This is a genomic window from Allohahella marinimesophila (assembly GCF_039538005.1).
Lineage (GTDB): Bacteria > Pseudomonadota > Gammaproteobacteria > Pseudomonadales > Oleiphilaceae > Allohahella > Allohahella marinimesophila.
The window spans coordinates 287,049-312,497 of the sequence record NZ_BAABBO010000011.1 but is presented as its reverse complement, the minus strand read 5'-3'; the positions used below and the strand labels follow the sequence as shown (position 1 = coordinate 312,497).

The window sequence follows — 25,449 nt, the reverse complement described above, 5'->3', positions numbered from 1 at the left end:
CCCTAGCGAGCCGATCGGTAACAGGCCACGGTCTCTGCCGCGATAACGTCCCAGGAGAATTTCTGTCTGGCCAGCTCGAGGCTGGTTTTACCCATGGCAGCGGCGAGGTCCCGGTCATGGTAGAGCTCGGAAATCGCCTCGGCCAGCGCTTCGGGTGAGCGCGGCTCGACCAGAATGCCTGAGCGCCTGTCATCGATGATGACTGGTATCCCACCTACCCTGGTGCCAATCAATGGTAGGCCACAGGCCATGGCTTCGAGACCGGCAATACTGGTCGCCTCCATCAGTGACGGGAGGATGCCCACGTCTCCGGCACTGAAAACCCCAGGCATATCCGTATTCGCCACGGCACCAAGCATGTGCACGTTTTCGGAGCGTCCCGCCGCCTTGATGATGCGTTCAAATTCGGCCCGTTCCGCGCCATCGCCAGCGACCAGCACATGCAGTTTGGGCAAGTCGAGGTCAGCAATCGCCTTGGCAAAATACAGGACACCGTTCTTCTCAACGAGCCGCCTGGCCAGTACGACTACGAAAGCATCTACCGGAATATTCAGACGGGACCTCAGGTCTGATGATCTCGGATAGAAACGGTTAGTATCCGCCCCATTGGAAATGAAACGCGGGGGCTTGTCGTAGCCAGTTGCCAGGGTGGCCTGGACGAGTTCGTCGCTGGGGGCCAGTACCATATCGGCGATCACCAGTTGTCGACGCATCTTTTCCAATACCTTGGGGCCCTGGGTCGCCCGTTTCAGAAAGGACGAGGTGTGATTGGTAAAGACTACCGGCACACCCAGGCCTTTGGCCGCTGACAGTGGACGCATGCCGTGAATGTGCACGACTTCGAAACCCTCGGTAGATATGAGCTTCTTCAGAATTCGGCGCAGCTTGAAGTCATAGAACAGATGGCTGTTCGGCAGTGGATATCGGCGAACATCGATGCCATCCATGATTTCGGAATCAGGCAGGGCCCCATCCGACTGTCGGGTCACCACGACGACACGGTTTCCGCCTCGGACCATCGCCTTGGCCAGTTCGTGCACATGCGTCTGCACCCCGCCTACGCTGGGAGGAAACTCATTGGACACCATCACGACTTTCATCGCCCTCATGATCCGGACTCCTTGAGCAATCGATCGGTAATTCGTGCGGATGCCTGCCCGTCGCCATAGGGATTGTGAGCGAAGGCCATGCTCTGATAGAGCGCTTCGTCATCCAGCAGTTCAAGCACACCCTGCGAAATCTTTTGACCATCGGTGCCGACGAGCCTGACTGTACCGGCCGCCACAGCCTCCGGACGCTCCGTGGTATCCCGCATGACCAGCACTGGCTTGCCAAGCGACGGCGCCTCCTCCTGCACACCACCGGAATCCGTCAGAACAAGGTGTGACGCCATCATCAGGTAGACAAAGGGCAGATATTCCAAGGGCTCGATGAGATGAACATTGTCTACCCCACTCAGAATCCGGTTCACTGGCTCACGTACATTAGGATTGAGATGCACTGGATAGACGATGTGCAAGTCTGGTTTTGCAGCGGCCAGCGATTTCAGTGCTTCGCAGATGCTATCGAAGCCACTGCCGAAGTTTTCACGGCGATGTCCGGTCACCAGGAGGATCTGAGCAGACATGACTTTATCCGACAACGGCAAGGCTGCCCGGCATTCGCCAGCAATGCTCTCATTATTTTCCAGCTGTGCCACGACTGACAGGAGCGCATCGATGACCGTGTTGCCGGTTACCAGGATTTGCGAGTCCGGGATATTTTCTTTCAGGAGGTTTTGCCTGGCCATGTCTGTCGGCGCAAAATGCAGCTGGGCAAGCGCGCCCGTCAAACGGCGGTTCATCTCTTCCGGCCAGGGAGACCGCATATTACCGGTTCGAAGTCCGGCCTCGACATGAAATACCGGGATCTGCTGATAAAAGGCAGCCAGGCTCGCCGTCAGTGTGGTCGAAGTATCACCATGAACCCCCACCCAGTCGGGACGGAAATCTACCAGCACGTCCCTCAAGCCAGGCAGGAGTCTGGCTGTGAGGTCGGTCAGATCCTGGTTCGGCAGCATCACATCGAGATCGTAGTCGGGTTCGATGTTAAACAACGCCAGCACCTGATCGAGCATGGATCTGTGCTGCGCTGTCACACAGACACGCACGTCACAGTCAGTCGATTTCAGGCGATGCACCAATGGCGCCATCTTTATGGCCTCAGGTCGCGTTCCAAAGACCAGCAGCACTCGCATCCGACTCATATCCTCTACAGATTATTCAGCTTCAAAGCTCGAGGTTAACCTCGCACGCGCTCCGCCACAACCTGGTGCATCTAGTGGCCTTGCGCTTCCGGCTGAACTGGTTCGCGGTCAGCCGGTGTGCCCAGATAGAAAATGTCTGCCTGCTTGCCTTTTTCAGCCGTGAATGTGGCTAGCGCGGGGCCTGTTTCGAACGGAGGAGCGCTTGGGTGCTTACGGCTGCTGAGATGCAGATAGTAATCATAGCGATCCTCTGCTGATTTCGGTCTATTCCTCATGGCGTCACGTGGTTCATCCAGGCGGTCAAGCACGAAGGTAATGGCCCGGGCGTTGCTGAAGACTCTTGCTTCCGGCGCAGTATTCTCCTCCAGCCAGCGCTCTGCCGATTTCAAATGGCCGTCGTTGAAGACCGAGACCGAGAAGCTTTCCACCGTGAGGGAAAGACCCAGGAGGATGGCGATCACCCTGGCAGTTTTGGGAAACCTGCTCCACTGCTGAATCAGCCCGGGGAGCACGGCCGCCAGTATCAACAGGACGAGAAGCATCATGTAGCGCGCTGCCACGAATTGATATTCGATGCAGAACATGATGACCGGTAGTGCTACCAGCACGATGTAGGCTTTCAGGGCAGGCGCTATTGAACTGTTGCGCCAAGCCATGGACAGCAGATACAAGACCGGAATGATGACTGCAGTCTTGAAGGCCTTGATCAAAGATAGCAGCAGCAGAACTGCGAGCATCCAGAGATAGAGACCTGTGGCGTGGCGATCCGAATACTGGTTGAGTACAGTCTCACCAAGGATCGCCGCCTGGCTCGTAATGTGTTCCGGGATGCTGCCGAGTCGATCGGTGTATTGCAGTGCCCAGTGCAGATCATGGCGATTGAGGTAATACAGCAAGCCAACGACAGCACCAATGATCAGTCCGCTCATCAACACGAGGGGGGAACGGAACACACGGGTCCGGCTGCCGCCCGTAAAGGCCAGTACGAATGGCGCCAACAGGGGCACGAAGCCTTCCTGCTTGAACAGACCTGCAAGACACTGCAACACGAACCACAGCAGGAAGAACCATCTGGTTGCCCCCCGCTCGAAGTGAATCAGGCTGGCAAGCGCAGCCAGTGTAAAGGCCCATAGCCCGAAATCCCGGTAGACCTGCTCCTTGAGTTCATTGAGCTGGGGGAGCAGCACGATGAGCAATATAGCCGCCAGGGTCGTCGCCCATCCGCGATCATGCTGCCTGACTATATAAACGAAGCTCAGACTCGTCAGCGTAGCCAGCCCCACGCAAACCAGCTGCCCTGCATGGAGCAGGCTCATTCCGGTAACATCGCTCACCAGCGAGATCAGTATCGAGAGAAACGGGTAATAGTACAGCGCGAGGGCAGCATCGAAGCCTTCCTGGGAGAAGACTCTGGCGACGGTCAGATACAGGGCACCATCGCTACTGAGCGGATAGCTCACCAATAGTATCTTGATCAGCGCGCCAAGCAGGCAGAGCACGAAGGTGGTGACGTAGGGATGTTCAATACTTCGATTCAGGAGGATAGTAAGACTTTGCTTTGCTCGCATCGTACGCATGTCGACCTTGCAGAAATTAGGCGCTGGCTTGCGGCATTTACCTCGCCAACTCGGGCGCGAATGCTACCATGCAGGCCGTCTGCCAGTCATCGGCACATACAACAATGCTCAAGAGAGGCCTGGTCATGACCCGCAACAACGATTCCCGGGCGAGAACGGTTGATGCGAACTTGCATGATGCGCTCGATCCAAGCGACCCTTATGCAAGAGAGCAGCAGACATTCCCCCAACTCGATGATGAAGAGATCGAGCGTCTGAGGCCGTATGGCTGCGTTGAACATTACGGCCAGGGCGACATCCTGTTTTCGCGCGGCGACCGTGGGGTCGATTTCCTGCTGGTACTGAGCGGCGCCATTGAGATTTTCGAGCTCGATACCGAAAACGTGCCGCACGTGTTCGCATTGCACACGGCTCGACAGTTCAGCGGCGAACTCGATCTGTTCAATGACCGCATGGTGCTCGTGGGCGGCCGCGCAGCTGAGCCGAGTGAGCTCTTGCGCATTTCGCGCAGTCAGTTCTACAGGATGATGAGCACTGAGCAGGCTATCAGCGACAAGATCATGCGCGCGCTGATTCTTCGCCGTACCGGTGTTATCAATCATGAACAGGCAGGCGTAACTGTTTTCGCTGAAGACAACGAGGGCGAAGCCCTGCGGATTCGACGCTTTCTTGAGCGCAACGGCTATCCGAACCACTTGCTGCCTGCCGACGGGTCGCCCGAGGCTGAACGGTTTGCCAGCAGTCATTGCATCGACATGTCACGGCTACCGGTCGTCGTCAGCCCCCGTCAGGCAGTACTTTACCAGCCGAGCAATCCGGAACTTGCCGATCAGCTGGGCCTCACTGAACACCTGGAAAAAGACGAGGTGTATGATCTCGTAGTGGTCGGCGCCGGCCCCTCGGGCCTTTCAGCCACCGTGTATGCTGCGTCCGAAAGTCTCAATACGCTGGTTATCGAGGTCGAAGCACCCGGCGGTCAGGCGGGCACCAGCTCCAAAATTGAAAACTATCTTGGGTTCCCGGTCGGGATTTCGGGCCAGGCGCTGGCGGGCCGGGCCTGGATTCAGGCGCAGAAATTCGGTGCACGGTTTGCTGTCTCGCGTGCCGCCAGCCGCCTAGACTGCTCGACACGTCCCTTTGCCATCCATATCGCAGACGAATGTTCGGTGACGGCCCGAGCCATCGTAATTGCTTCGGGTGCGACCTACCGGACCCTCGACCTGCCGAACTATAGCCAGTATGAAGGCCAGGGCATCCACTATGCTGCCACAGCGATGGAAGCCCAGCTCTGCACCGGTGAAGACGTGGTCGTGGTCGGCGGAGGAAACTCATCCGGCCAGGCTGCCGTCTTTCTGTCACGACACGCCAGGCATGTGTATATGCTGGTTCGGAACGACACGCTGGCCGAGACCATGTCGGACTATCTGATCCAGCGCATAGAAGACTCATCAGCCATTAGCGTTCATACTGCGACCGAATTGACGGCGCTGGATGGGGACCGATTTCTGAAACAGGTCAGCTGGCAGAAACGCGGGCAGGCATCACCTGAAACGCATGAGATCCGCAATGTATTCGTGATGATAGGCGCCGTGCCGAATACGGACTGGCTCGGCGGTTGCCTGCAGTTGGACAAGGAGGGCTTCGTGCTGACTGGTGCTGCGGTCAACGGTTCGCAGCCGTCGTCGCCATTCACAAGTTCAATCGAAGGGATCTTTGCAGTGGGCGATGTGCGTTCGGGATCGGTTAAACGGGTGGCTTCCGGGGTGGGCGAGGGTTCTGTGTGCGTTCAGCATGTGCACAGTTATCTGAATGATTCGACAGACTGATGTTCGGTGCATAAGTAGTATGAAGGAAATTCTGATCGTTGGTGGCGGGGCAGCCGGATACTTCGCCGCGATTGCTGCGGCGACTGCCTTTCAAGAGGCAGGACGCGAAGCGCGCATCACTATACTCGAAGGCAGCTCATCACCCTTGGGCAAGGTAAAGATATCTGGTGGCGGCCGTTGCAATGTCACCCACGACTGCCCCGATGCGAGCGATCTCGTCGCTTTTTATCCACGTGGCGAAAAAGAACTGCTCGGCCCCTTCTACCACTTCGGCGCCATGGATACCGTCGCCTGGTTCGAGGCAGAAGGCGTCGCACTGAAGACCGAAGCGGACGGCAGGATGTTCCCTGTTACCGATTCTTCCCAGACAATAATCGACGCACTGATCTCAGCTGCTGATCGTCTGGGCATCAGGCAGCTGATGAACCAGAGGGTCGGCAGCATCGAGGCGCTACCATTAACGTCAGAAAATGCGGCATCGAGCTGGTGTGTCTCTACTGCTGGGCACGAGCGCTTTGAGGGCGATGCCGTCATCGTCTGCTCCGGAAGCAGTCCCCACATCTGGCGATCATTGACGGCGCTGGGTCTCGACATCGTGCCGGCGGTGCCATCACTGTTTGCCTTCGATACCCGTGATACCCGTTTGCGGGATCTTGCTGGCGTGAGCGTGCAGAATGCTCACGTGCAGATTGAATCAGCCGATAAACGGTCGGGGATCGAGGCGAATGGCCCACTCCTCGTCACACATCGTGGGGTCAGTGGGCCCGCCATCCTGCGATTGTCGGCATGGGGCGCCAAAGAACTGGCTGGTTGCCAGTATCAATTCGGTCTACGAATCAACTGGCTTGGCCAATGCTCAACCCCCGAAGCCATCGATCAGATCAATCTCGCCAGACCTGCCCTGGCAAAAAAGAAAATAATTGGCAACAATCCATTCTCGCTGCCCTCGCGACTCTTTGCCAGTCTTGCGGAGCACGCCGGCGTCGCCCCTGATCAACGTTGGGCGGATCTCGGGCGCGAGGAGGCGAAGCGGCTCGCTGATATGCTCACCAACAGTCTTCTGAAGATCAACGGCAAGAGCACCAATAAGGACGAATTCGTGACCGCTGGCGGTGTTGCACGTTCCGAAGTCGACTTCCGCAGCTTCGCCGCCCGGCGATTCCCGGGGCTCTACCTGGCTGGCGAAGTCATCGACATCGATGCCCTGACCGGTGGTTTCAATTTTCAGGCCGCCTGGACCGGTGGCTATCTCGCTGGCAGAGGCCTGGCCGCCAGCCTCTAGCCGCGAGTTGTCCGCCCCACTTCCAGCCTTTTCATCTCACTGTCATAAATGAGTCATCTAGACGACATGGCAGTGTCACATCCCGTCCCGATACTGGGGCCCTTCGAATCAATACGCCGGTCGCGTTATCTGACGCCTGGCATCGAGAGGCTCTATGGAATCAGTTATTCGCGTCACCAATCTATCCAAAACCTTCGGCAAGGGTGGAAAGGCACTACACGATATCAGTCTGTCTATTGCACCTGGCGAAATGGTGGCCCTTATCGGCCCATCCGGTTCCGGCAAATCTACCCTGCTTCGACATCTTTCCGGACTCTCGCAGGGTGACCGCGAACAGGGTCGCATAGACGTACTCGGCAGCCCGGTGCAGGTGAAGGGAAAACTTGACTCCGACGTGCGTCAGACGCGCTCGAAGATTGGCTACATCTTTCAGCAATACAACCTCGTCAATCGCATGAGTGTCATGAGCAACGTGCTTATCGGAGCGCTGGGACGGATTTCTACCTGGCGGGGTTGCCTCAGCTTCTTTACCAAGGAAGAGCAGGCGCTGGCGCTGGAGTCATTGCGTCGCGTCGGTATGGATGCCTTCGTCAATCAACGAGCCTCTCGACTATCCGGTGGGCAGCAGCAGCGCGTCGCCATCGCCCGCGCCCTCACCCAGCAAGCTGAACTGATACTGGCTGACGAGCCCATTGCATCGCTCGACCCGGAATCTTCGCGCAAGGTGATGGAGATATTGGCAGACATCAACGAGCGTGATGGCAAGACGGTTGTCGTGACGCTGCATCAAGTCGACTACGCCTGCAAGTTCTGCCCCAGGGCGATAGCACTGAAGGACGGCCATATCGTGTTCGATGGCCCCTCAGCCATGCTGACCCCCGCACGCCTTAACGCCATTTACGGCACGACCACTTTCAACGACGAACCGGCACTACCGGCTAGAGCTCCGCTCAAAATTGCTGGTGGTCTGGCGATCGCCTGATCACTTCGCACCATAAGAAATCGACTCAACCCAGGTTCAGGAGAACTGACATGAAACATTGGCTTCGCACACTTTCACTCGCCAGCGGCATCGCAGTGGCCACCAGCGGCATTGCACTGGCTGCAGACAAAAAGGTAGAGGAAATCAACTTCGGCATCATCTCGACAGAGTCATCACAGAACCTCAAGTCCACCTGGACGCCCTTCCTCGACGATATGCAGGAAGAGCTGGGCATAGAGGTCAACGCTTTCTTTGCTTCTGACTATGCCGGCATCATCCAGGGCATGCGCTTCGGCAAGGTCGATGTGGCCTGGTACGGCAACAAGTCAGCCATGGAAGCCGTTGATCGTGCCAATGGCGAGATCTTTGCTCAGACAGTGGATAGTGAAGGCAATCCTGGCTACTGGTCACTCCTTATTGCCCGCAAGGACAACGAGAAGCTGAACACGATGCAGGACGTGCTCGATAACGCTAAAGACCTGAATTTCGGTAATGGCGATCCAAACTCTACATCAGGCTATCTGGTCCCAGGCTATTACGTGTTTGCCCTGAATGGCGTAGATGCCAAGAAAGCGTTCAAGCGGACGGTCAATGCCAGCCACGAAGTCAACCTGCTATCTGTTGCCAATGGTCAGCTCGACGTAGCGACCAACAATACTGAGAGCATGCGCAGACTCGAAATCACCAATCCTGAGCAATACGCCAAGCTGAAAGTTCTCTGGAAGTCTCCACTCATTCCGGCTGACCCAATTGTCTGGAACAAGGAATTGCCCGAAGACGTGAAGGCGAAGATCAAGGACTTCTTTCTCACCTACGGCACTGAAGATGCTGCCGAGAAAGAAGTTCTGGCTGCTCTTCAGTGGGCACCCTTCATCGAATCAAGCAATTATCAGCTGCTCCCAATCCGTCAGCTTGAACTGTTCAAGACCAAGCAGGAACTCGAACAGAATGCCAACCTGGCTGAAGACGAGAAAGCCGGAAAGATTGCTGAGATCGACAAGCAGCTCAATGAGCTGAGTCAGCGTCAGGCAGTGATTGAAAAACAGCAAGCTGCTATTCAGTAGTCGGGGAAACAGCATGCAGCCAGTAACAGCCCCCACACCGATCGTTAAAGATCCAGTGAAAACCAGCTGGCTCCGCCTGCTGGGCTGGGGTCTGCTGCTGGCGGTCCTGGTCTGGTCCTGGAATGGCGCCGAAATGCGGCCGATGGACCTCATCACGGACAGCGGCAACATGGCCACCTTTGCGGCTGATTTCTTTCCGCCAGATTTCACTTATTGGCGGATGTATCTGGAAGAAATGGTGGCCACTGTGCAAATCGCCCTCTGGGGCACACTGCTCGCAGTAATTCTCGCCATACCCTTCGGTATTCTGTGTGCTGAAAACATAACCCCGTGGTGGATTCATCAGCCACTGCGTCGAGTCATGGATTCATTCAGGGCCATCAATGAAATCGTCTTTGCCATGCTTTTTGTGGTGGCAGTCGGACTTGGACCTTTCGCAGGCGTGTTAGCGCTGTTCGTTCACACGACCGGCGTACTTGCGAAGCTGTTCGCCGAGGCTGTCGAGGCGATTGAACCTGGCCCGGTAGAAGGCGTCAGGGCCACTGGCGCGAATGCGCTGCAGGAAGTCATCTTTGGTGTCATTCCGCAGATCATGCCGCTCTGGATCTCCTACGCGCTCTATCGTTTCGAATCGAATGTCAGGTCGGCCACGGTGGTCGGGATGGTCGGTGCCGGCGGCATTGGCGTGCTTCTCTGGGAGAACATTCGCAGTTTTCAGTTCGCCCAAACCTGCGCGATCATGATCATCATTATCCTGGTGGTGTCGGCCCTCGATGTCGCTTCACAGGCCATACGCAAGAGGTTCATATGAGCCTGTTTTTTTGCTCAGCCTTGTCTAGACAAGCAGGGAGCTACTGATGGCTGTGTATCAGGAAGTTGCCCGTGCACTCGAGCAGGAGATCAGACAGAACTTTCGTAGCGGAGATTATCTGCCCTCGGAAGCTGTTCTGGCACAACGCTTCTCGATCAACCGACATACCCTCCGCCGAGCCGTGGATGAGTTGATTGACGCCGGCATGCTGCTGCGCCAGCACGGGCGAGGCACGCAGATTATCGAACATGCGGTGGAATACGATATCGCGGCAAGAGCACGATTTACCGAGTCAGTCGAAGCCTCCGGCCATCACGCAGAAGCCAGTATTGTCGATCGAAAATTGATGACGGCCGATGAGGCGCTGGCCCAGGCCATGTGGATCGCGCCCGGTAGTCCCGTGCAGTTGATCGAGACGCTTCGCAGCGTGGACGGTCGCCCGGTCACACTGATCAGCCATTACCTGAATGCCACCGAACTACCCGATATCGCTCGGCTATATCAGGGTGGATCGCTACATGGCTGTATCGGCACACATCTCGGGCGGCGCCTCAGTCGGCGTCAGGGCCTTATCTCGGCCGTCATGCCGACCAGGCGCGAGTCGATACTGCTGCAGTTTCCTCGCAACATGCCCTTACTCAAAGTCCGCTCCAACAACGTCTGTGTCAGCACCGGTGCGGTGCTTGAGTACAGCGTCGCACGCAGCCGCTGCGACGCTTTTGAATATCGCGTTCAGCCGACGGCTGAGCACTCCGCCCCAGCGGCGGTAGACACTTCATCAATCAGAGAATCCTGTCATGAGCAATGATTCCGCCTTGCGCGAGAGCAGCCCTGAGACGCGCCAGAGACAGCGCGTGATCAGCGTGCTCGCACGAGCCGATACACCATCCTTGGAGCGCTACTACAGCACACTCCCACAGTTGCCTGAATTCAGGTTTATCCGTCAACCGGAATGCGGGCTCGCGCTGGTCCGTGGCCGCATGGGGGGCACTGGAGACGCCTTCAACGTCGGCGAGATGACCATGACACGTTGCGCAGTCGAAGACGAGTCGGGCGTCCGTGGCTTCGGCTATGTGTCCGGGCGAAAGCGCCGTCATGCCGAACTGGCTGCCATATTCGACCTTCTGTTACAGCTTGATCCGGCTACTCATGAAGCCGCACTCATCGCACCACTCGAACAAGCCTGGCTGGCTCAGCGCGACGATGAGTCACGGCGTGCCGCCGCCACGAAAGTCAACTTCATGACCATGGTCAGAGGGGAATCAGAATGAGCACGATGGTCAGTGGCCTGCAGGATGCCTGTACACAGTCGCAGCAGATTTTCCGTCATATTCTCGGTGCAATGGCTGAACCAGGACGCACGTTCGACCTGGAGAATCTGGAGGCGCCAACGGGTCTGAACAGTGCTGCCTGGCAAGCCTGTCTTGCGCTGGCAGATCTCGATACCAAAGTCTGGATCGAGCCGACTCTGCGAACGGATGCAAGCATCGAAGCGCTGCGTTTTCATACTGGCTGCCCTTATACCGAACAGGCTGCAGAAGCGGATTTTGCGATTGTCGGTCCAGCACTTTCGACGCCGCTGAGCACCTTCGACCAGGGGTCTGACGAGTATCCAGATCGGTCGTGCACCCTGATTGTTCAGCTGGACTCCCTGGCCCATGGGGAGCCCTTGCGACTCGAAGGACCGGGTATCGATACCGAGCGAAGCATCGCTGTGGATGGCATTGGCGCCGAATGGGTTGCGCAGTGGCAGAGCAATCGCGCGGCCTTCCCTTGTGGGGTGGATCTCATTCTGACAGCTGGGCATCAACTGATGGCGCTGCCTCGAACTACCCGCCTGTCCCTTATCACCGAATCTGTTTCGAAGGAGGCAACATGTACGTCGCAGTAAAAGGTGGCGAACAGGCCATTGATGCCGCCCACTGCTGGCTGGCTGATAATCGCCGCGGAGATCGCAGCATTCCCGTCCTGCGGGTCGACCAGATTCGCGAACAGCTTCGCCTTGCGGTCGACCGGGTCATGACCGAAGGTTCGCTGTACGATCCTGAGCTGGCGGCATTGGCACTGAAGCAGTCGAGTGGTGATCCCATCGAAGCCGTCTTTCTGCTTCGGGCCTACCGCAGCACATTGCCAAGACTCTATGGTACGAAGCCCATGGAGAGCAGTGATATGAGCGTTCGTCGTAGAATTTCTGCCAGCTTCAAGGACCTTCCTGGCGGTCAGGTGCTCGGCCCTACCTATGACTATAGCCACAGGCTGCTTGATTTCACGCTGCTGGCAGACGCCGAGACCGACCCGAACTCAGCTGACGCAGGTGTTCAGTCTGCCGCCATGGCCGATGAGACGGTTGAGCCCTGCCCCAAGATTCTCGAGTTGCTGAATCGTGAAGGCTTGATCGAGGCAGCCTCTGCAGCGCGCCCCGCCTCTGATGAGCCTGAAGTACCAGGCGATCTCACCAGAGACCCCTTGAGCTTTCCAGCCCCTCGCGACGTCCGCCTTCAGGCGCTGGCGCGAGGTGACGAAGGCTTCCTGCTGGCGTTGGCCTACTCCACCCAACGTGGCTACGGTCGCAATCACCCCTTTGCCGGAGAAATCCGCAGTGGTGATGTCGCCGTCGAGATTGTCCCTGAGGAGCTCGGCTTCCCGGTGGTTATCGGCGATATCGAAGTCACCGAGTGCGACATGATCAACCAGTTCTCTGGCGACGGTACCACCAAACCACGCTTCACGCGGGGCTATGGTCTGGTGTTTGGCCGAAGCGAGCGCAAGGCGATGGCCATGGCGCTGGTCGACAGGGCCTTGCGTGCGCGGGAACTTGGAGAAGAAGCGGAATCACCCGCTCAGGATGAGGAATTTGTACTCGCCCACTGTGACAACCTCGACGCGTCCGGCTTTGTGTCGCACCTCAAGCTGCCGCACTACGTCGATTTCCAGTCCGAACTGGTGCTACTGCGACGCCTGCGCGCGGAGTATGAAGACCGCAAAGCGGCGCAAGCCGCCCAGGCCGAAGCAGACAGAACCACATACGCCGGTCGGCAGAATAAACCAGATGCCGTGCTGACGGAGCCTCAGTCATGACCAGTCATCAGGCCACCCACGCCAATACTGAAGCCGGCTACAACTTCGCCTATCTGGACGAACAGACCAAACGCATGCTCCGCCGAGCCCTGCTCAAAGCCGTTGCCATCCCGGGCTATCAGGTGCCATTTGCTGGCCGCGAGATGCCTCTGCCCTATGGCTGGGGTACCGGCGGCATTCAGGTGACGGCTGCCATCATCGGCATCGATGATGTGCTGAAGGTCATCGACCAGGGTGCAGACGACACGACTAACGCTGTCAGTATACGGCGCTTCTTTGCCCGCACCACCGGCGTCGAGACCACAGAGCGGACCCGCGATGCAACCGTGATACAGACCCGGCATCGTATTCCGGAAACGCCACTACAGGCGGATCAGATCATCGTGTTTCAGGTGCCGATACCCGAGCCCTTGCGCTTCATCGAGCCGAGGGAAAGTGAGACGCGTACCATGCATGCCCTGCGCGAATACGGTGTCATGCATATCAAATTGTATGAAGACATCGCTCATCACGGCCATATTGCCACCACCTACGCCTACCCGGTGCGAGTGAACGACCACTACATCATGGATCCATCGCCCATTCCCAAGTTCGACAACCCGAAGTTGGACAACAGCCCTGCGCTGCAGCTGTTCGGTGCAGGTCGGGAAAAGCGGATCTATGCCGTGCCGCCCTATACCAAAGTGCGCAGCCTCGACTTCGAAGATCACCCTTTCGAAGTGCAGACCTGGACTCAGCACTGCGAGTTCTGCGGCTCCGGTAACACCTTCCTCGACGAAGTCGTGGTCGATGACGAAGGCAAGCGCATCTACGTCTGCTCCGACACTGACTTCTGTCGCAGCAACATGCCAGAGGAGACCAGCGCATGAACCAGCACAGCACGATGGCGACCGACTATTTTGCCGCGAGCGAACTGCCTCTGCTAACGGTGTCCGGTCTCACTAAACACTATGCCAACGGACGGGGTATCGATGATGTTTCCTTCGATATCTATCAGGGCGAAGTCCTCGGCATCGTCGGCGAGTCCGGCTCGGGTAAATCGACGCTGCTGAAGTGCCTGTCCGGACAGCTCGAACCACAGCAGGGCTCGATCGTCTACCGCAAGGCTGATCTCAGTACCGTGGATATCTATAGCGTCTCAGAGCGCTTCCGCCGTGAGCTCCAGCGCAGCGATTGGGGCCTGGTGCATCAGCATCCGAGCGACGGCCTGCGCATGAATGTCAGCGCCGGAGCCAACATCGGCGAGCGCCTGATGGCGACGGGGATTCGGCATTACGGCAATCTGCACAACGCCAGCAAGGCCTGGCTCAGCGAAGTTGAAATAGACGCAACGCGGGTCAATGACAAGCCGACGTCATTCTCAGGCGGCATGCAGCAGCGGCTGCAAATTGCGCGAAACCTGGTCACACATCCCCGGCTGATGTTCATGGACGAGCCAACAGGTGGACTGGATGTATCGGTACAGGCTCGACTGCTCGACCTGCTGCGCAATCTGGTGGCTGAGCTTGGGCTCGCCGTGGTGCTGGTCACTCACGATCTGGCCGTTGCCAGGCTGTTATCGCATCGGCTGCTGGTCATGAAAGATGGGGAACTGGTCGAGCAGGGCCTGACCGACCAGATCCTTGATGATCCACAGCACCCCTATAGCCAGCTGCTTGTGTCGTCGGTGCTGACACCATGAGCATCAAGCCAACTGAAAACAGGAGAGCCCGAATGCCGCTCAGAATACAGGTTGATAAGCTGAACAAGACCTTCACCTTGCATAATCAGGGCGCCGTGGTTATCGATGTGCTCCACGACATCAATTTCGAAGTACATGCAGGCGAATGTGTCGTGCTGGACGGACATTCAGGCGCGGGCAAAAGCACCCTGCTGAGGACCCTTTACGGTAACTATAAGGCGAACTCGGGCAGCATCAGAATATCAGCGAACGACAGCACCATTGATCTCGTTACTGCATCGCCGCGAGCGGTACTGGCGCTGCGTCGCCAGGTGATTGGCTATGTCAGCCAGTTCCTCAGGGTCATCCCCCGGGTCACCGCGCTCGACGTGGTTATGGAGCCTGCACGATTGCTGGGTATGCCTGTAGAGACAGTCAGGCCGCGGGCTGAAGATCTTCTACGTCAGCTCAATATTCCCGAGCGCCTCTGGCAACTCGCACCCTCGACCTTCTCGGGTGGCGAGCAGCAACGCATCAATATTGCGAGAGGCTTCATGGTCGACTACCCAGTGCTACTCCTCGATGAGCCGACCGCCTCGCTCGACGCCGACAACTGTGCCGTTGTCATGAGCCTTATCGAAGCGGCGCGGGAACGCGGCGCCGCCATCGTTGGCATTTTCCACGACAGTGCCATTCGCGAACGATTGGCAGATCGACTAATTCCGATGCAACAGGATGTTGCCGCAACACAGCAAAGCCAGAACGAAAGACCGCTACAGTCCATGGAGAGACTTGCATGAATGCCGTGCTTACAACAGAAAGAACCGAAAAGACCATTCCGGATTTGCTGGCCGGAAATAGCTTTGTACTGACCAATGCAATGGTCGTCACCGAGACAGAATGTTTTTCCGGCAGCCTTGAGGTGAAGAACGGTCTCATAGCGAATATCGACAGTGGCAATGTCAGCTTGCCTGGGGCCATTGACTGCGAAAGCGCCTGGCTCATGCCTGGCCTTGTGGAGCTGCACACAGACAATCTCGAGAAGTATTTTGCACCACGTCCAGGCGTTATCTGGCCCGCGAGCTCTGCCGTCGTCACACATGATGCGCAAATTGCTGCCTCCGGTATCACTACCGTATTCGATGCCATTTCGGTCGGGGACATCATGGCCGGAAGTACACGTCTTGAATACCTGAGCATCATGATCAAGGCGCTGGCTGAGGCTCGCAAGCAGGGCACCCAACGTGCCGAGCACTTTCTCCACCTTCGCTGTGAAGTCAGTCACCCGGAAGCCCTTGAGATGTTTTCTTCGCTAGTGGATGAAGATGCGCTACGGTTGGTGTCGATCATGGACCATTCTCCCGGCCAGCGGCAGTTTGTGAATATCGACAAGTATCGGGAGTATTACGGTGGCAAGCATGGCATCAAGGGCGCTGATATGGAAAAGTTCATCAGCGAGCGCATCGAGTGGAGTCGCCGTTTCAGCGATCGTTACCGCAAGGCCATCGCCGAGATCTGCCATGAACGGTCCATTCCGCTGGCCAGCCATGATGACGCCACTGTTGAACATGTGGCGGAGTCGGCCTACTACGGCATGAGTATCGCAGAGTTTCCAACTACGCTGGAAGCGGCTCAAGCTTCCAATGACCTCGGCCTGAAAGTCATGATGGGGGCCCCCAACATCGTGCGCGGCGGCTCACACTCCGGCAATATCGCCGCCGCTGCACTTGCGGATGAAGGGCTGCTCGACATACTCTCTTCTGACTATTATCCCTCCAGTCTGCTCGATGGTGTTTTCATGCTGGCCAGAATGGAATCCAATGCTTACGATCTTTGCCGTGCAATTGCCACGGTAACTGCCGCGCCGGCTGCCAGTGCCGGCCTCGTTGACAGGGGCACGATCAGCATCGGCAAACGGGCCGACCTGTTGCTCGTTACCGAACGCCAGTCGCAGCCACTCATCCGCTCGGTGTGGACCAGGGGCACCAGGGTCTTCTAATGCAGAACCAGAAGCTTCGCCGCAGCGGTGACCGTATTTCGCAGGTGCCAGAAGACGATGCTGGCAGAATTCATCGTTCGGCGCTGACGCTGGCCTCGAGTACGCGGCTGTTCTACCTCATGGGCGCATCCGGCTCAGGCAAGGACAGTCTGCTCAGGCTCGTCAGGGAGCGCCTCAATGGTTTGCCTTGCCTGACTGCCCACCGATATATCACCCGTCCGCCTGAACTCAGGGGCGAGAACCATGTCTGGCTGGCCCCTGATGAGTTTCAGGCGCGAAAGGCACTCGGGGCGTTTGCCATGAGCTGGGAGGCCAATGGCTACTGGTATGGGATTGGTCAGGAGATCGATCACTGGCTGGCCAGCGGCTCGCATGTTCTTGTGAACGGCTCACGTGCTTATGCAGAAGACGCCAGAAAGCAGTACGGCGACAGGCTCATACCGCTGGTACTCGATGTAGCGCCAGAGATCCTGAAGGCGAGGCTCCTGGACCGCGGCAGGGAGTCCATTGCTGACATTGAACGCCGAGTAGCTCGCGCAGCATCAATGAAAGGCAGTATTCCCCCTGGCACCATTCTAATCGACAATAATCAGGACATCGATACGGCGGTGCGACAGTTGCTGGACCTCATCAGCAGTCATTCCACGGCAATGTCTGATCGATCATGAGCGGTCGGTTCAAATTCATCGGCACTGGCAATGCCCGTACCGTTCCAGTCTGGGGATGCCATTGTCGCGCCTGTGAACGGGCGCGGCAGGAGAGCCGTCACCAGAGAGGTGCCTGCAGCGCCGTACTCGAAGTCGACGGCTTTCGTGTTCTGATCGATGCTGGGCAATCTGACCTTTGCCAGCGTTATCTCCCTGCTGACATCGACGCCATCTTGCTGACGCATTACCACATGGACCATGTGATGGGTCTGTTCCATCTTCGCTGGGGGAAGAACTGCGAAATTCCCGTCTATGGGCCAGACGATGCTCAAGGCTGTGATGACCTGTTCAAGCACCCCGGAGTGCTGGCGTTTCAGCCACCAATGCAAGCTTTCGAGACGCGATCCATCGGCCCGATCGAGGTCACGGCGCTGCCTTTAAACCATTCAAAACCGACAATCGGCTACAGCTTCCTCTGTCCAGCGCAGAGCACTAAGGTGGATGGGGCCAGGCGGATTGCCTACCTCACTGATACCCTCGGGCTGCCAACAGACACGCATGATTATCTGATAACCCACCGGCCAGACATCATGGCCCTGGATTGCAGCCACCCGCCGAGACCCGATCCTCAGAATCACAATGATCTCGGCCTGGCTCTCAAGATCATCGAAGCCATTCAGCCCCCCCAGGCCTTCCTCACCCATATCGGGCACGAGCTCGATAACTACTTCATCGAGCATCCTGCGCTGCCGGCGAACGTGCGGCTGGCAGAGGATGGACTGGAGCTCGATCTGTCACATCATGCCGACTGACTACTCTGACTTGTCGGTGTCGCTGCGACTCATTTCAATCTGCCGCATCGGCATGCCATCGATCTGGCTGAATATGTCTGATGCGTCCAATACCATGTCAGAGCGACGCTTCACCTCACCGTCCTTGCCAATGAGAATAACTGCGAAGTCATCGGACGGCACATCGAAGCGCTCCCTGAAGGCATTGGCTAGCGCAGGTTCGGTATAGGTCTCGACGTCCCTGCTGCGCCCATCATCGTTTCTGCCGGCACGCTGCACCACGACCTGCCGCGCCTGGACTCTTACAATGAGAATGTCACGTTCTGCCAGTTCGGCCCGTTGCGACCAGAGTGCACTGATCTGTGCGACCGCCTTGTCATCGATATCAGCACCAAAAATGAGGATGGGCCGCTTGTCGCCGGCGTGATCCTGCAGCAGGGCTTCCACCGAGGAATCTTCGGCAAAGGCATGGGTGGCCATCGCGCCGCCAAGTATCAGGGACAGGATGAGCCCTTTCAGATTGGTGTACTTGAACCACTTGATCTTCAACATGGGTATGCCCTCATGGCTGAATCTGGATAAACGCCCTTGCCCTACTCTACCTCTACTGGCAGGGCTTGCAACGCCTATTATCCAGTTTTCAGCCGCGGCGAACCTTCCTGTCATGCTGCTGCCATTGTTCACACCATACTTCAAGATCGGCCTGTGTCAGTGGCTTGGCATAAAGATAACCCTGCCCGATGTCGCAGCCAGCCTTGCACAGGAAATTCTGGTCAGCCATGGTCTCAATCCCCTCAGCCACTACTTTCAGACCCAGATCGTGAGCCATCCTGATGGTGGACTGGACGATGACCTGACTCTCTTCGCGCTGGTCGATATTGGTGATGAAGGACTTATCGATCTTCAGTACGTTCGCTCTCAGATCGCGCAGATAGGCCAGAGACGAGTAGCCGGTGCCGTAGTCATCGATGGCAAGCGACATCCCGCTATCGAGTAGTTCAGTGATGAGCCCCAGTGCCTGCTGTGGATTGGCAGCGAGGGCCGTTTCCGTCATTTCCATCTCGAATTTGTAATAGCCGCTGGAGGAGGCCAGAAGATCCTTGAGTCCAGCAATGAAGTTCTTTTCCTGAAACAGCCGTGCAGAGAGATTGATCGCAATGTGCCTCGGCAGACCTGCACGCTCCCACTCCGCCTCGTTGCCTAGAATGGTCTCGACCACCCACCCCGTCAACGGTGCGATCTGACGCGAGTTTTCGGCCACCTCGATCAGCACGTCGACCGGAACCACTGCGCCATTTCGCCGCGGCCACCTCAACAAGGCCTCGGTGCCGTAAATTTCGAGCGTGTGCAGGTCTACCTTCGGTTGATACATCAGTGTCAGATCGCTCTGACGAATGGCGGTTCGAATAGCAGGCACGAGTTCAAGGCGGCGGCTGGCAGCCTGTTGGTCCGCCTCGCTGTAACATCGCATGGCATGGCCGGCACGTCTGGCCATCAAGAGGGCATCGCCAGCTTTTCTCAGCAGACTTTCAGCGTCTTCCCTGGAGCATTTATTTTCCGATATCCCCAGCGTGACCGAGATATTCAGTTCGATGCCGTGGCTCGTATCCAGCTCAAACCTGCCCTCGAGCGTTTCAAGCAGGGATCGGCAGAATGCCTGCCCGCCCTGGGCGTAATCTGCACCGGCACACCAGATCGCGAAATCATTTCCACCCACCCTTGCGGCAATACCGATGCTGGCAAAATGCCCTACCAGGCGCTCGCCAACGGCATAGAGGAGTCTATCGCCAACAACATGCCCGTAGGTGTCGTTCACCTCCCTGAAGTAGTCGATATCCACCGCAATCAGGAAGCCAGACGGCTGGTTTTCCAGGTCACTGTCAATCTGGCGGAACAGGGCAGCCCTGTTCAGCAGACCGGTTAATTTGTCGTGATCCGCCTGATACTGCAGCACCTGCTCCCTGGCGACGCGCTCACGAAGGTCACGCAGGAGGAGTGTGAACAGCGGCTCGGCCGACAGGTCCACCCGGCTCACTGTAGCCTGGACCGGAATGGAGACCGAGTGAGCCTGCACCAGGAGTGTGTCGAAAGGCCGGGGCGGCAGCATGGCAATATTGCGGGTCATTGCCGGCAGACTGTGAAAGATCGATGTGCCCAGTAACGAGCGCTCGTCGGAGCCACACAACTTCTGTGCGGCAGGATTCACACGGGTAATGATACCCTCGGCGTTGACGCAGATGATGCTGTCATTGGCAGTACCGACAATGAGATCCAGCAGTTTCTGATTGTCACGTAGGCTGATCTGTAACCAGAGCCGTTCGACACTCTCGGCATCAAGGCGGGCCAGATTGATACCGACGAAGACGCTGACCCACATGAGCAGCGGCGTGACGACGTCAATCATCAGCGCTGCGTATTTGTAGCTCAGGATGGCGCCGCCGATGAAGAAGAGGCCTACAGCAAGCAATAACTGCAGACTGCGTTGCCAGCTCAGCCGCAGCAGCACAAGCGCTGCCATGAGCCAGGACAACAACATCAGCAGGAGATTCATCGTGTCACCCAGCTTGTACAGACCGCCACGCTTGAGTGTTTCAGCGCCCAGTGCCTGAATGACAACGCCCGGCAGTACCTGATACACCGGTACTGCCAGATTATCGCCAAGCTCGATGGCTGTAGACCCGATAATGATGTCGCGTCCGCTGAGCAGGGCTGGATCGATCTTTTCGTCGATCAGGTCGGCAAAGCTGACGTAGGTAAATGACTCTGGCGCTATGCTGAAATCGATCCATGTAGCCTGGGTCAGATTACCGGCCATGACATTCCAGGCACTGGGATAGAGGCGCCCCTCCCACCTGAATCCCATCGTGAGAAAGCGCACCAGGCCGTCGCTCTCGGGCTGCATATTCACTGAGACGCTGTCGACGCTGTCGGCGAAATCGGGCAGTGGCGAGCGAAGCACGAGGTTCTGAGTCGTCAGCGAACTGTGTTGAAGAAAGGTTGGCAGGCGTATATCCGCTTTTTGAGACAGCCGCCGCAAGGCTATAGCCAGAGCCTCGTCATCTTCTTTCCTGGCACGGGCGCTGAGATCGACGTCGATGCTGAGTGAGCGAACACCAGCTCGCCCAAGAACATCCGCTGCCTGGGCATAGAGTTCACGCGACCATGGCCACCGACCAATAACGCCAATGCTGGAGGCATCTATCTCGACGATGACGAATTCGCTCGGCACCGCTTGTACGAGCGCAGCAACGTAACGGTCACGGAGATTGTATTCAGCGCGCTCGAATATACCTGCAAACCAGAGCAGCAGAACCACAAAGCCAACCAGCACAGCCGCAATATAGGCTTTGACCGGACGGCTGGAGGCCGCAAACGCCTCCGGAGCTGTCACACTCGGCCCAGCGATACCGGACGATCAATCATCATCGTCCCGGTCGTCGTCATCGTCTCTGTCACCACGGCGACCATCGCGACCGTCATCGCGGTCGTTTTCCCGATCGCCTCTCCGACCCGGAGCAGTCGGGATGGGACGGTTACTCCCTGGCAGGTCTGCACGGGGTGGCTTATCTGGACGCCCGCCTGGACGGGTAATGTCGTTACTGCCAGGGCGGCCTTTGCCGTCGCCATTCCCATTCCCGGGTCCATTTCCTGGGCGACCGTCATCACGGCCGGGGCCCTTGTCATCACGACCAGGCTTGTCACCGCCGCGGCCAGGGCCATTGTCGTCACGCCCGGGCCGACCCGCTCCGTTGTCGCCCTTCGCGGCTCTGGCCTGGGCTGCTCTGATGTCCTCATTGCTCAACGGACGCTGGCTACGCGTGTCCCTTGTCTGAATCTGTTCAGCGCGTACTTCATCAATGGCTTCCAGCGCCGCTGCAAAGCCTCTGCCACGATCTGTAGCCTGCCCTCGATCGGCTCCTCGAGCTGGCGCGGATTGTAGTCCTGGCGCCGACGTCAGGCCCGGCGCCTTCGCCTGACCTGACGCTTCAGCTGATGGCTCCACAGGTGGTTGGCTGGCCTCCGCCTGTGCGTTCGGACTGGCAGAAATTACAGGCGTGCTGCGGGTTGTCGCTGAGGCGGCTGCCTGGGAACTCTGCTGATTGTAGGTCCTCGCGGCCGCCTGACCGGCAGAGGAGCCTGCTATTTCTCCGGGCATGATCATCTGCGATCGTCCGGTTTCGAGATCAAGCACCTGTAACGACCCTTCGGTCAGTGTCACAAATGAATCGGCTTCGGTCGATACGATGACAAACTGCGTACCCTTGACGGTCGACACGAGAAAAGGCGTTTCGACGCTGAACTCATCCGGCTGCCGCTCTATCTTGTAGAACGCGGTGCCGATCCACTGTTTGACACGCGCTACGAGGCCATCTTGTTCGGCTCTGCGACCTGTGAAGCTCAGCCGCGTATTCGACTTGAGCGAAAACGTTGAACCAGCCTGACTGATGACAGCCTCTGACCCGTCGAGTGTTCTCACTTCAACTGGCAGAATGAGACTGCTACCGGCAGTGAGTGTGGCCCAGGGATCACCTGCACTCTGGCGATACTCCACATTCGCGCCGGCGCGCTCTACAAACAGCGCTTCGGCAGATGCGAGCATGCTCATACAGGCCAGGCTCAGGCAGGCAAGCCAGCGACTGTAAAAGGCTGGAAAAGAACGAGTAGGGCGAACAGAATCCGCCATCCGTTTTCCGGATTCCAAAATCTTGGCGTGAACGCCCGGGGAGCTCATTACGGTACCTTTAATCACTTAGTCGTCCCCATCGTCATCCCCGTCGTCATCATCCCTCTCATTGTCATCGCCGCCGCCAGCTCCAGGACCTTGCCCTGAACCCGGCATATCGTTCCCCCCAGTGCCCGGGGGCGGCCCAGGCCGAGGACTTGGTCGACCGCCATCACCCGGCCTCTGCCCGCCACCACTGCCTGTGTTGTCAGGTCGGCTTCCAACGCCTGGTTCATTGGGACGGCCGGTGTCTGAAGGGCGTCCGCCTCGGCCATCGCTGCGTTGTTCCGCCGTAGCTCGTTGTTCAATTCGGACAGCGTCAATGGCCTGCAAGGCATTTTCAAAGCCCTTCCCCCGGCTGCCAAGTCCAAGGCCTTGTTCACCAGAGCGCCCTGCACCAGCGCGCGGAAGCACTGGCGGCCCATCACCAGGTGGGACCCGAAGACCACCGGCCTCTGGTTTAGCGAGCCTGGATGCAGCTTCGGTGGTGTTCTTCGGCTGGTAAGTTCGGGCACTGCTGCCCCCATTGGAAGATCCGGTGACTTCGCCCGGGAGAATCATCATCCTTTTTCCGGTCGCCAGGTCCAGCACCTGCAGCGAGCCTTCAGTCAGTGTGACGAAACTTTCCTGCTCGGTCGTGACGATAACAAACTCGGTACCCTTGATGGTCGAGACGAGAAAGGGTGTTTCCACGCTGAGCGTGTCGGGCTGTCGCTCGATCTTATAAAATGCGGTTCCAATCCATTGCTTGATGCGACTGATGAGACCATCACCGCCTGTACTGGCGCCAGAAAAACTCAGGCGCGTGTCGGGCTTCAAGGTAAATGTCGACCCTGCCTGCTTGAGTACAACGCTGGCATCACCGGTGGTCCTGACTTCCACTGGTAGTTCAAGCTCACTGCCCTTATCAAGAGCCGTCCAGCTGACAGAAGCGTTGCCTCGGAATTCCACGCGATTCTCGACTGCTATCACGTCAAGAGTTTCCGCTATGGTCAGGACGGAGATGCCCCACAGGCAAAGGCCCGCGATGCTCTTCAGCGCCACATGAACACCTATCCTGACCAGGCTCGAACAACTCATTTGATATACCAGATTAAGATTGAAACTTCGGCTTTCCTTTCTACAACAATTCATTACAGCGATTCGCTGCGGGTATGGCTAGTCTGTGGGCAAGGATAAACCACCGACCTGAACCACTCATGAAGATATTCGTTTCTTATTGTGTCCCTTTGCTGCTGACCATGGCTGCCGTAGGATCCGCATCTGCGGCCGCTGCAGCAGAATTGGAACAGCCGTCTGCGGTCATAGCAGCGGTTATCCTTGGTGATGTCACCGCCTTTTCCAGTGAAGAGCTTCTGCCCGCTTACGCCGAGAGTCTTGGACGACCGAGAACGTCTGCCGAAGAGCAGGCTCTGCAGAGACGCGTGAGATCCTTTTATACCGGGGCGGGCTTTCTGCAGCCCGCCGTGGTCATGCAGGCCGACGAGCAGACTGGTTCCACCTCGAACATTATTACCCTGCGGGTCATCGAACCCAGGGTCGTCGAAGTTGGCACCGCAGGTTTGAGTCCTTCACAGACGTCTTACATTCAGCGGCAGATTCAGGCCCTGCAATCGTTGCAGCCAGTATCAGCACATGATATCGACAGCTTCCGCGCCGATGCGCAAGCCACCCTGGATATCCAGCTGGACACCAGATTGACGCCCCTGCCCGACAGCCCGTCAGGATATCGACTTGACGTCGCCCCTCGCCCGAAAGTGAGCGGAGAGCTGATCTACACCGCTGAAGGCAGTCAGTCGCTCGGGCGGCATATGGCGGGTGCTACCCTGGTGGTGGCCAATCCTTTGCCACAACTGAGTGAGCTTTATTTCACGGCGCTGCACACGATTGAAACGGATGGGTACGGTAACTTTGGAGCGGGTACCACCGTGCCTGTTTCTGATACTGGCCGGTTTCAGTTCGACTTCAGCAAGGCACGTGCCGTGCCTCAATACGAATTCGCCAGAAAGGGTACGCGCTATCGTCGGCACTGGAGCCGCCTGCAGTATGTGCACGATTTTCGCACTACTCGCGAAAAGGAAATCGATCTCTACCTTGCTCTGTCGATGCGTGATTACGAACGAGAAGAGTTTGGTCTGGTGTCGCTGGACGAGCAGTTGAGATTGGTGGATGTTGGTATGCGATCCATATCAGGGACTGCGGCATTGGCATTCCGGACCGACGTCAACTTGCGGCTCGGCCTGGATGAGTTCGGGGCACGTCGCAGGGACATTTTCTCCGACGAAACCCTGGACCTGTCATTCCAGTTAGTGAATATCGACTACACGATATGGCAGAGTCTGCCGGCCGGCTTTTCTTTGAAGCTTGATGTTTCAGGTCAGTTCTCGCCCCAGGAGTTGCCGTATTCACAGCGATTCTCCATGGGCGGCGGCACTTTCTTTCATGCCTATGAGGCGGGTGAATTCAGTGGTGACTCGGGCATCGGCACCAGGATTGAAGTACGGCGCGGTATTGACACCGAGCTGGCTCATGTTGGTCGTCTGGTGCCCTACGTCTACTACGGCATTGCCTCCGCACGAGAAAACATAAGGGATACGAGCGAGTCAGCTGCAGGCGCAGGCGCAGGCCTCCGACTCCTGTCCGACGATTTCTCCGCCTTCCTGGAGTTCGGCAAACCGCTCACCCAGCGTTCCGAATACAAAGGTATGGATACACGCGCCACTGGCCGGATCACCTACTACTTCTAAGCCCGCATAAATCTGCG

Annotated in this window: 23 protein-coding genes; 16 read left to right on the top strand and 7 right to left on the bottom strand. The window is 57.5% G+C overall.

Translation table 11 applies throughout. The features are described 5' to 3' along the window. Nucleotides 1-2 precede the first annotated feature (2 nt). The 3 genes from ABD735_RS13625 to ABD735_RS13615 form a co-directional block, all read right to left on the bottom strand. Nucleotides 3-1,109: a glycosyltransferase family 4 protein gene (locus ABD735_RS13625; RefSeq protein ID WP_344807312.1), complete on the bottom strand. Its 1,107-nt coding sequence runs from the start codon at nucleotides 1,107-1,109 to the stop codon at nucleotides 3-5. After that, a complete protein-coding gene (gene wecB, locus ABD735_RS13620) occupies nucleotides 1,106-2,236 on the bottom strand; it encodes a non-hydrolyzing UDP-N-acetylglucosamine 2-epimerase (RefSeq protein ID WP_344807310.1) in 1,131 nt (376 codons plus the stop codon). The genes ABD735_RS13625 and wecB overlap by 4 nt, the downstream gene beginning before the upstream one ends. Nucleotides 2,237-2,316: 80 nt before the next feature. Continuing rightward, nucleotides 2,317-3,822 (bottom strand): hypothetical protein, encoded by a 1,506-nt coding sequence (locus ABD735_RS13615; RefSeq protein ID WP_344807308.1) that lies wholly within the window; start codon nucleotides 3,820-3,822, stop codon nucleotides 2,317-2,319. 125 nt (nucleotides 3,823-3,947) lie between these two features. Here ABD735_RS13615 and ABD735_RS13610 point away from each other — a divergent pair, with 125 nt between their 5' ends. The 15 genes from ABD735_RS13610 to phnP all read left to right on the top strand — a co-directional run bounded on the left by ABD735_RS13610 (nucleotide 3,948) and on the right by phnP (nucleotide 17,983). Beyond that, nucleotides 3,948-5,648 (top strand): FAD-dependent oxidoreductase, encoded by a 1,701-nt coding sequence (locus ABD735_RS13610; protein ID WP_344807306.1) that lies wholly within the window; start codon nucleotides 3,948-3,950, stop codon nucleotides 5,646-5,648. Nucleotides 5,649-5,667: 19 nt separating this feature from the next. Next, complete coding sequence (locus tag ABD735_RS13605; protein WP_344807304.1) at nucleotides 5,668-6,930, top strand: aminoacetone oxidase family FAD-binding enzyme; 1,263 nt, start codon at nucleotides 5,668-5,670, stop codon at nucleotides 6,928-6,930. A gap of 154 nt (nucleotides 6,931-7,084) precedes the next feature. Further along, nucleotides 7,085-7,912, top strand: coding sequence for a phosphonate ABC transporter ATP-binding protein (phnC, locus tag ABD735_RS13600; protein ID WP_344807302.1), 828 nt, complete (start codon nucleotides 7,085-7,087; stop codon nucleotides 7,910-7,912). Between the two features lie 50 nt (nucleotides 7,913-7,962). Then, nucleotides 7,963-8,976: a phosphonate ABC transporter substrate-binding protein gene (phnD, locus tag ABD735_RS13595; protein ID WP_344807300.1), complete on the top strand. Its 1,014-nt coding sequence runs from the start codon at nucleotides 7,963-7,965 to the stop codon at nucleotides 8,974-8,976. A 13-nt stretch (nucleotides 8,977-8,989) separates the two neighbouring features. Beyond that, on the top strand, nucleotides 8,990-9,787 hold the full coding sequence (phnE, locus tag ABD735_RS13590; RefSeq protein WP_344807298.1) for a phosphonate ABC transporter, permease protein PhnE: 798 nt from the start codon (nucleotides 8,990-8,992) through the stop codon (nucleotides 9,785-9,787). 46 nt (nucleotides 9,788-9,833) lie between these two features. Continuing rightward, complete coding sequence (gene phnF / locus ABD735_RS13585) at nucleotides 9,834-10,595, top strand: phosphonate metabolism transcriptional regulator PhnF (protein ID WP_344807296.1); 762 nt, start codon at nucleotides 9,834-9,836, stop codon at nucleotides 10,593-10,595. Next, the gene (phnG, locus tag ABD735_RS13580; RefSeq protein ID WP_344807294.1) at nucleotides 10,585-11,058 is read left to right on the top strand and encodes a phosphonate C-P lyase system protein PhnG; all 474 of its coding nucleotides are present in this window, start codon (nucleotides 10,585-10,587) and stop codon (nucleotides 11,056-11,058) included. Before phnF ends, phnG begins: the two co-directional genes overlap by 11 nt. Then, nucleotides 11,055-11,678, top strand: coding sequence for a phosphonate C-P lyase system protein PhnH (gene phnH, locus ABD735_RS13575; RefSeq protein WP_344807292.1), 624 nt, complete (start codon nucleotides 11,055-11,057; stop codon nucleotides 11,676-11,678). Before phnG ends, phnH begins: the two co-directional genes overlap by 4 nt. Beyond that, the gene (locus tag ABD735_RS13570) at nucleotides 11,663-12,865 is read left to right on the top strand and encodes a carbon-phosphorus lyase complex subunit (protein WP_344807290.1); all 1,203 of its coding nucleotides are present in this window, start codon (nucleotides 11,663-11,665) and stop codon (nucleotides 12,863-12,865) included. The genes phnH and ABD735_RS13570 overlap by 16 nt, the downstream gene beginning before the upstream one ends. Beyond that, nucleotides 12,862-13,734 (top strand): alpha-D-ribose 1-methylphosphonate 5-phosphate C-P-lyase PhnJ, encoded by an 873-nt coding sequence (locus ABD735_RS13565; RefSeq protein WP_344807288.1) that lies wholly within the window; start codon nucleotides 12,862-12,864, stop codon nucleotides 13,732-13,734. The genes ABD735_RS13570 and ABD735_RS13565 overlap by 4 nt, the downstream gene beginning before the upstream one ends. Continuing rightward, nucleotides 13,731-14,546 (top strand): phosphonate C-P lyase system protein PhnK, encoded by an 816-nt coding sequence (phnK, locus tag ABD735_RS13560; protein ID WP_344807286.1) that lies wholly within the window; start codon nucleotides 13,731-13,733, stop codon nucleotides 14,544-14,546. The genes ABD735_RS13565 and phnK overlap by 4 nt, the downstream gene beginning before the upstream one ends. 32 nt (nucleotides 14,547-14,578) lie before the next feature. Further along, complete coding sequence (phnL, locus tag ABD735_RS13555; protein ID WP_344807284.1) at nucleotides 14,579-15,325, top strand: phosphonate C-P lyase system protein PhnL; 747 nt, start codon at nucleotides 14,579-14,581, stop codon at nucleotides 15,323-15,325. Next, on the top strand, nucleotides 15,322-16,524 hold the full coding sequence (locus tag ABD735_RS13550; protein WP_344807282.1) for an alpha-D-ribose 1-methylphosphonate 5-triphosphate diphosphatase: 1,203 nt from the start codon (nucleotides 15,322-15,324) through the stop codon (nucleotides 16,522-16,524). Before phnL ends, ABD735_RS13550 begins: the two co-directional genes overlap by 4 nt. Further along, nucleotides 16,524-17,192 carry a ribose 1,5-bisphosphokinase gene (phnN, locus tag ABD735_RS13545; protein WP_344807280.1) on the top strand — a complete coding sequence of 223 codons (669 nt, stop codon included), beginning with the start codon at nucleotides 16,524-16,526 and terminating at the stop codon, nucleotides 17,190-17,192. The genes ABD735_RS13550 and phnN overlap by 1 nt, the downstream gene beginning before the upstream one ends. Next, nucleotides 17,189-17,983, top strand: a complete 795-nt coding sequence (gene phnP / locus ABD735_RS13540) for a phosphonate metabolism protein PhnP (RefSeq protein WP_344807278.1) — start codon at nucleotides 17,189-17,191, stop codon at nucleotides 17,981-17,983. Before phnN ends, phnP begins: the two co-directional genes overlap by 4 nt. Here phnP and ABD735_RS13535 read toward each other — a convergent pair whose 3' ends face one another. From ABD735_RS13535 to ABD735_RS13520, 4 genes are all read right to left on the bottom strand, one after another. Then, a complete protein-coding gene (locus tag ABD735_RS13535; RefSeq protein ID WP_344807276.1) occupies nucleotides 17,984-18,514 on the bottom strand; it encodes a DUF4174 domain-containing protein in 531 nt (176 codons plus the stop codon). An 88-nt stretch (nucleotides 18,515-18,602) separates the two neighbouring features. Continuing rightward, nucleotides 18,603-21,353: an EAL domain-containing protein gene (locus ABD735_RS13530; protein ID WP_344807274.1), complete on the bottom strand. Its 2,751-nt coding sequence runs from the start codon at nucleotides 21,351-21,353 to the stop codon at nucleotides 18,603-18,605. Nucleotides 21,354-21,377: 24 nt separating this feature from the next. Beyond that, nucleotides 21,378-22,646, bottom strand: coding sequence for a FecR domain-containing protein (locus ABD735_RS13525; RefSeq protein WP_344807272.1), 1,269 nt, complete (start codon nucleotides 22,644-22,646; stop codon nucleotides 21,378-21,380). Nucleotides 22,647-22,712: 66 nt separating this feature from the next. Beyond that, complete coding sequence (locus ABD735_RS13520) at nucleotides 22,713-23,765, bottom strand: FecR family protein (protein WP_344807270.1); 1,053 nt, start codon at nucleotides 23,763-23,765, stop codon at nucleotides 22,713-22,715. A gap of 119 nt (nucleotides 23,766-23,884) precedes the next feature. Between ABD735_RS13520 and ABD735_RS13515 the strand changes: the two genes are divergently transcribed. Continuing rightward, entirely contained in the window at nucleotides 23,885-25,432 is a 1,548-nt protein-coding gene (locus tag ABD735_RS13515) for a ShlB/FhaC/HecB family hemolysin secretion/activation protein (protein WP_344807268.1), read from the top strand. Nucleotides 25,433-25,449: the final 17 nt, after the last annotated feature.

Coding starts and splice junctions, on each gene's coding strand:
- ABD735_RS13610 (WP_344807306.1), top strand. CDS start 3,948: ATGACCCGCAACAACGATTCCCGGGCGAGAACGGTTGATGCGAACTTG.
- phnP (WP_344807278.1), top strand. CDS start 17,189: ATGAGCGGTCGGTTCAAATTCATCGGCACTGGCAATGCCCGTACCGTT.
- ABD735_RS13570 (WP_344807290.1), top strand. CDS start 11,663: ATGTACGTCGCAGTAAAAGGTGGCGAACAGGCCATTGATGCCGCCCAC.
- phnH (WP_344807292.1), top strand. CDS start 11,055: ATGAGCACGATGGTCAGTGGCCTGCAGGATGCCTGTACACAGTCGCAG.
- phnG (WP_344807294.1), top strand. CDS start 10,585: ATGAGCAATGATTCCGCCTTGCGCGAGAGCAGCCCTGAGACGCGCCAG.
- phnL (WP_344807284.1), top strand. CDS start 14,579: ATGCCGCTCAGAATACAGGTTGATAAGCTGAACAAGACCTTCACCTTG.
- ABD735_RS13520 (WP_344807270.1), bottom strand. CDS start 23,765: ATGAGTTGTTCGAGCCTGGTCAGGATAGGTGTTCATGTGGCGCTGAAG.
- ABD735_RS13515 (WP_344807268.1), top strand. CDS start 23,885: ATGAAGATATTCGTTTCTTATTGTGTCCCTTTGCTGCTGACCATGGCT.
- ABD735_RS13550 (WP_344807282.1), top strand. CDS start 15,322: ATGAATGCCGTGCTTACAACAGAAAGAACCGAAAAGACCATTCCGGAT.
- ABD735_RS13525 (WP_344807272.1), bottom strand. CDS start 22,646: ATGGCGGATTCTGTTCGCCCTACTCGTTCTTTTCCAGCCTTTTACAGT.
- wecB (WP_344807310.1), bottom strand. CDS start 2,236: ATGCGAGTGCTGCTGGTCTTTGGAACGCGACCTGAGGCCATAAAGATG.
- ABD735_RS13625 (WP_344807312.1), bottom strand. CDS start 1,109: ATGAGGGCGATGAAAGTCGTGATGGTGTCCAATGAGTTTCCTCCCAGC.
- ABD735_RS13565 (WP_344807288.1), top strand. CDS start 12,862: ATGACCAGTCATCAGGCCACCCACGCCAATACTGAAGCCGGCTACAAC.
- phnD (WP_344807300.1), top strand. CDS start 7,963: ATGAAACATTGGCTTCGCACACTTTCACTCGCCAGCGGCATCGCAGTG.
- ABD735_RS13615 (WP_344807308.1), bottom strand. CDS start 3,822: ATGCGTACGATGCGAGCAAAGCAAAGTCTTACTATCCTCCTGAATCGA.
- ABD735_RS13535 (WP_344807276.1), bottom strand. CDS start 18,514: ATGTTGAAGATCAAGTGGTTCAAGTACACCAATCTGAAAGGGCTCATC.
- phnN (WP_344807280.1), top strand. CDS start 16,524: ATGCAGAACCAGAAGCTTCGCCGCAGCGGTGACCGTATTTCGCAGGTG.
- phnC (WP_344807302.1), top strand. CDS start 7,085: ATGGAATCAGTTATTCGCGTCACCAATCTATCCAAAACCTTCGGCAAG.
- ABD735_RS13605 (WP_344807304.1), top strand. CDS start 5,668: ATGAAGGAAATTCTGATCGTTGGTGGCGGGGCAGCCGGATACTTCGCC.
- phnK (WP_344807286.1), top strand. CDS start 13,731: ATGAACCAGCACAGCACGATGGCGACCGACTATTTTGCCGCGAGCGAA.
- phnE (WP_344807298.1), top strand. CDS start 8,990: ATGCAGCCAGTAACAGCCCCCACACCGATCGTTAAAGATCCAGTGAAA.
- phnF (WP_344807296.1), top strand. CDS start 9,834: ATGGCTGTGTATCAGGAAGTTGCCCGTGCACTCGAGCAGGAGATCAGA.